Origin of the sequence: Evtepia gabavorous (genome assembly GCF_003425665.1) — a bacterium.
Lineage (GTDB): Bacteria > Bacillota > Clostridia > Oscillospirales > Oscillospiraceae > Evtepia > Evtepia gabavorous.
In genome coordinates this window covers 1-1,509 of record NZ_QQRQ01000056.1, presented here as the reverse complement: position 1 = coordinate 1,509, position 1,509 = coordinate 1, and the positions used below count along the sequence as shown (strand labels likewise).

Here is a 1,509-nt window from a genome sequence, read left to right as displayed (position 1 = left end):
CCGCTATTTCCAAGTGTCAGCTTTCATTCGATAAGGTGGCTACGGAATTTCAACCGTATGTGCATCGACTACGCCTCGCGGCCTCGCCTTAGCTCCCGGCTAACCCTGGGCGGACGAACCTTCCCCAGGAAACCTTAGATTTTCGGCCATTATGATTCCCACATAATTCTCGCTACTCATTCCGGCATTCTCACTCGAATACAGTCCACCGCTGCTCCCGCTGCGACTTCACCCCGTATTCGACGCTCCCCTACCCCTGCCTTCGGCAAGCCCAAGCTTCGGTTAACTGCTTAGCCCCGTTATATTTTCCGCGCAAGACCACTCGACCAGTGAGCTATTACGCACTCTTTTAATGTGTGGCTGCTTCTAAGCCAACATCCTGGTTGTCTGGGCAATCTCACATCGTTTTCCACTTAGCAATTATTTGGGACCTTAGCTGTGGGTCTGGGCTGTTTCCCTTTTGACCACGAGACTTATCTCACGTAGTCTGACTGCTATGCATCAATTAGCCGGCATTCTGAGTTTGATAGGGTTCAGTAACTTTATCAGCCCCTAGCCCATTCAGTGCTTTACCTCCGGTAATCTAACATAACGCTAGCCCTAAAGCTATTTCGGGGAGAACCAGCTATCTCCGGGTTCGATTGGAATTTCACCGCTATCCACAGGTCATCGCCGGTCATTGCAACGAACGTGCGTTCGGTCCTCCATGGAGTTTTACCTCCACTTCAACCTGCCCATGGATAGGTCACCCGGTTTCGGGTCTATTGCCACCAACTTCATGCGCGCTATTCACACTCGGTTTCCCTACGCCTTCGGTACTGAATACCTTAAGCTTGCTGATAACAATAACTCGCCGGACCATTCTACAAAAGGTACCTCATCACCCCTTAACGGGCTTTGAGTGCTTGTAAGCACAAGGTTTCAGGTTCTCTTTCACTCCCCTCCCGGGGTCCTTTTCACCTTTCCCTCACGGTACTGCTCCTCTATCGGTCATCAGGTAGTATTTAGGCTTGGAGGGTGGTCCCCCCGGTTTCCCACAGGGTTTCACGTGTCCCGTGGTACTCTGGATCCAGTCCACTAAGAAATCGTTTTCGACTACAGGGCTCTCACCTTCTGTGGCGGGCCTTCCCAGACCCTTCGTCTAACCATTTCTCACTTCTTGACTGTCCGCAACCCCAGTGAATAAATCCACTGGTTTGGCCTCTTCCGCGTTCGCTCGCCACTACTGGCGGAATCTCGGTTGATTTCTCTTCCTCGCCCTACTTAGATGTTTCAGTTCAGGCGGTTCCCCACGTACGCCTATTTCATTCAACGCACGCTGACAGAGTATTGCTCTGCCGGGTTTCCCCATTCGGAAATCTCCGGATCGACGGTTATTTGCACCTCCCCGAAGCTTATCGCAGCTTGTCACGTCCTTCTTCGGCTCCTGATGCCAAGGCATTCCCCTTGCGCTCTTTTCAGCTTGACCTACTTTCTTGTGAACAAGAAAGGTCTCGCTCTGGTTCTCAT

The 1,509-nt window shown here is 51.7% G+C and carries 1 rRNA gene; it reads right to left on the bottom strand.

Annotated elements, in window-relative coordinates:
- Window positions 1-1,468 (bottom strand): 23S ribosomal RNA (locus DV520_RS12440); the annotation flags it as partial.
- Window positions 1,469-1,509: the final 41 nt, after the last annotated feature.